A 4,795-nucleotide genomic window follows, 5' to 3' on the forward strand; every position below is an offset into this window, starting at 1 on the left:
TATGAGTTAGAAATTCGTAACATTATAGATTTAGACAAAACCTCAACGAGTACATTCGTATCTTTTTCTATAATTCATCCTTGGTATTTTAACACCACTGCTAAAATTACTTATATTTTATGCTTTATTTTCCTTTTTTATGGCTACAATCTTTACTTAAAGAAGAAAAACGATAAATATATTACTAAGTTAAAACAAATAGAACAACAACGTAGAGAACGCCAAAAAGAAAAGTTTGAATTAGAAAAACTATCCTCGGATAAAGAATTATTGTTATTAAAAGAAAAAAATTTACAATTAGAGGTAAAAAAGAAAAGTTCTGCTTTGGCTTCTTCTACCCTAAATAACATAAAAAAGAATGAATTACTTACTGACATTATCAGTGATATTAATAATATTGATAAAGAGTTGTTAAATAGTTCTTTACATTACCCCATAAAAAAAGTTATCAAAAAAATAAATGCACATTTAAAAGATAAAGAAGATTGGTTAACTTTTGAACTTCACTTTAGAAACTCACATGCACAATTTTTTGAAAATCTACGCAAAGCGCATCCAGACTTATCTTCTAATGAAATAAAACTAAGCGCTTATTTAAAACTTAATTTAAGTACAAAAGAAATTGCATCTTTAATGAATGTCGCAAAAACAAGCGTAGAACAAAGTAGATACAGACTTCGAAAAAGATTTCAATTAAGTAAGGACGATAACCTTATAAACTACATTCAGAAATTTTAATTGTTTAAAATACAGTTGTTTATATCTTTTTAACAAAGTTTTTGTAGAGGTGTTTTTTTTCTTTTTATAAACTTTGTAGAGGTATATTTATTTCTAAATACATCAATATACTACACATTTGCATTAATTCTGAGTACTTTCTCAGGGCTTATTTAATTAAACATTTTCACATTTAATTTTTAAGATAATTCAAATAATAAATAATTAAACATTTAAACATTATGAGACAAAAATTACTAATACTACTTATGCTCACTTTTGGAGTAATGACTGCTCAAGAAGTTACACACATCGATTTTGATGAAAACAATCCTAATATTGTTTTTAATAGTTGGAACACCTCATCAACTTTTGCTAAAATTACAAATCCAGCACCTGATGCCACAAATACTTCTGCTTTTGTAGGGCAATTTACTGCAGGTGGTGATAACGGAATAGGTATTGGGGTAATAGATCCAACTACAGTATTTCAAACTCCTTTTAATTTGATGTCTAATCCAATTTTTAAAATGAAAGTTTTTTCAACTGAAGAAATAGATGTTACTTTTCATTTAGAAAATTCTCCTGATTGGGGCAACAATATAGAAGTTACACAATCTGTAAATGCAGCAGATATTAATAAATGGGTAGAACTTACATTCGATTTTACAGACAATGCTTCGAACATTTATATGAATAATATTGTTATTATTATAGGAGGTAATAATACTACAGAAGGTGATACATATTTTTTTGATGATATTAAAGGACCAGAATTGTACAGTACTCCTGCTCAACAGTATAGCCCTAAAGCAAATGCAACAGATATTGCAATTAATACCAATTTAGTTATTGCTACTAATGGTAATTTTAGAAATATTGATGATTCTGAAATAACTGATTTATCATCAATTGTAGCTTTAAAAGAAGATAATGCAAATGGTGCAGATGTTGCTTTTACAGCATCTATTAATGGCGATAAAAATGAAATTAGTATAGATCCAATTAACGATTTGAATAATGCTACCACATATTGGTATGGTATTGTAGACAATAGCATTGAGTATACAGATGATGAATTGGTAACAGGCGTTGCTGCTACTTTTACAACAAAGGCAGCAGTAACAGGAGATATTAACGAAATGTTATTTGATTTTGATACTACAAATGCAGAGGTAGGTTTTGAATCTTGGGGAGGTACAGGTTTTGCAAAAGTGGCAAATCCAGATAAATCAGGAATTAATACTTCAGATAATGTTGCAGAATATACTCATGCAGGTAATGATTCTGGTTTAGAAAACAGTTTGGTAAATGATGTAACACCTTTAACACCTTTCGATTTTTCTGAAACACCATTTATTAAAGTAAAAGTTTGGGTAAGCAAGCCAGTAGGTGTATCAATTAAATTACAAAATTACCCAGATTATGGTCAAGGTCATGAACAAAAAATAGAGGTAACAGAAACCAATAAATGGGTAGAACTGGTTTTCAACTATGGTACAATTACAGCAACTAATTACGATAGAGTTCAAATTTACTTTGATAAAGACAGATCAGCTGGATCTGAGGCAGGTGATAAGTTTTATTTTGACGATTATTTAAAAAGTAATGTGGCACCAGAAGTAACAACCGAATTATCACCAATTAATGCAGCAGTAGATGTTTCTCAAACTGTGGTTCCAACAATTTCATCTAACTTTCAGTTTGTAAATTTAGACGGTTCTACAATTACAGATCTTTCTCCTTTTGTAGAACTAAGAGAAGGTGATGTTTCAGGTGATTTGGTTTCAGCCACAGCCTCAATTAATGATACTAAAACTAATATCTCAATAAAACCAACGGATTTATTAAAAGCTAATACTCAATATTGGTTTGGTATTAAAGATGGTGTAATTAAATACAAAGAAAATAATACAACAATTACAGGGGTTTCTGCAACTTTCACAACTCAAACAACAGGTATAAATTTTGTTACCTATAATGATTTTGATGGAAATTCTTTAACATCGGTTTCAGAATCTATGGGTGATGTAGCTGGCGATTACCAAACAGTTACAGACCCATCTGGAGGTACTAATATGGTTACCAAATGGACCAAAGGAGATACTTGGGGTGGATGGGAAAGAATCCACTTTCAATTAAACGCGCCTTATGATGCAACTAAAGATGATATTTTTTCTTTCAGAGTATATGCTTCTGTGGCCACAAATTTTATGTTTAAGTTGTCTGATGCAAAAGAAGATGGTGATCAAAACGCAAACCTTGAAGTTTGGGGAGATATTTTAGAAGCTAATAAATGGCAAACTATTTACATAGATGCTTCTGAATTGGCTGATGGTATAAATTTTGACCATATTTTTATCTTTATAGGACCTGGGAATTCTGGTATTACAGGAGACTTTTACATTGATGATTTAAAAGGACCTCAATTGCAAGGTACTGCTTCTGTAAATGATTTCGATAAAACCAAATTTAGTTTCTACCCAAATCCTGCAAACAACACTATTTATTTTTCAAAATTAGAGGAAGATAAAGAGGTAAAAGTATATGATATAAATTCTAAGCAAGTTTTAAGAGGTATGACAAGTAACAATGAGTTGTCAATACGCAACTTAAAATCAGGTTTTTACTTTGTAGAAATTGAAGGAACTTTCCAAAAACTAATTAAAAAATAAATTAAGCAAACAGCATAATTTTTTAACACTATTATGCTGTTTCTTTTTTAAAATAAGAAGTATGATACAACCAAAAAACCTACTTTTAAGGTTACTTCGGCTCTCACTAGTTTTCTTTACATGTTCAATTTTTGCACAATCTGTTGTAAAAGGAGAAATTTACGACAATCTTGGCAATCCTTTACCTGGAGTTGCTGTAATAGTTGAAGGTACGACTAATGGTACTCAAACAGATTTTGATGGAAATTACGTTATCAATGTAAAAAAAGAGAATGCCACTTTAGTGATCTCATATCTAGGATTTGAGACCAAAAAAATAAAAATTGGAGACCAAAAAATTATAAATATTATTTTAAAAGAAAGTGCAGATGAATTGGAAGAAATTAGAATTGTTGCATTTTCTAAACAAAAAAAGAGTAGTGTTATTGGTTCTGTAACCTCAATGAAAGTAGCAGACATAAAACAACCCACAGCCAATATAACAAACTCTTTAGCTGGTCAAATTTCTGGTTTAATTTCATACCAAAGGTCAGGAGAACCTGGAGCAGATAATGCAGCATTTTTTATTCGAGGTGTAACCACTTTTGGTTTTAACAATAGCCCATTAATTTTATTAGATGGTTTACAAATAACTACAGATGATTTAGCACGTTTAGAGCCAGATAATATTGCTTCTTTCTCAATTATGAAAGATGCAACAGCAACTTCTTTATATGGTGCCAGAGGTGCAAACGGTGTTGTTTTAGTTACCACTAAAGAAGGTAAAAAAGGAAAAGCAAAAGTATCTGTACGTTACGAGAATTCTATGTCTGCACCTTCTAAAGTTAATAGCTTTTTAGGAGCAGTAGATTATATGGAGTTGTACAATAGAGCGCAAAGAATGAGAGATCCATCAGCAACATTACTGTATTCGAAACCAAAAATTGAAGGTACAAGAAATGGATTAAATCCGAATATTTATCCAGACGTTAACTGGCACAATGAGTTGTTTAAAGATTTTACACTAAATAGAAGATTTAACGCAAATATTAATGGTGGTGGAGAAGTTGCACAATATTATTTATCTGTTACAAGTGCAAAAGAAACTGGTTTGTTAAGAGTAGATCCTTTAAATAACTTTAATAATAATATCGATATCAGTAGATCTAACTTAAGAGCAAACATTAATATCAATTTAACAAAAACAACAAAAGTTGCTGCTAAGTTTTATTCTTTATTCGAAAGGTATAATGGCCCAGTAGTAAGTGCTTCAGATATTTTTTATCAAGTTTCACAGGCAAACCCTGCAAATTTTCCAAAAGCATACGAACCTGATGAAGCAACTCAAAATTTTAACCATACACTATTTGGTAATAAAGGTAATGGAGGATTTCCAAATCCTTATGCAGAAAGTGTAAAAGGCT

At 30.4% G+C, this 4,795-nt stretch carries 2 protein-coding genes and 1 pseudogene; all 3 read left to right on the plus strand.

The features are described 5' to 3' along the window. Window positions 1–738, plus strand: a pseudogene (locus tag ACTG3V_RS14995) (hypothetical protein); the annotation flags it as partial. A 221-nt stretch (window positions 739–959) separates the two neighbouring features. After that, the gene (locus ACTG3V_RS15000; protein WP_439132986.1) at window positions 960–3,392 is read left to right on the plus strand and encodes a T9SS type A sorting domain-containing protein; all 2,433 of its coding nucleotides are present in this window, start codon (window positions 960–962) and stop codon (window positions 3,390–3,392) included. 61 nt (window positions 3,393–3,453) lie between these two features. Further along, window positions 3,454–4,795, plus strand: a 1,342-nt coding sequence (locus tag ACTG3V_RS15005) for a SusC/RagA family TonB-linked outer membrane protein (protein ID WP_439132987.1), incomplete at its 3' end; no start/stop codon positions are given.

The organism is Polaribacter sp., from assembly GCF_965660385.1.
Taxonomy (GTDB): Bacteria; Bacteroidota; Bacteroidia; order Flavobacteriales; family Flavobacteriaceae; genus Polaribacter.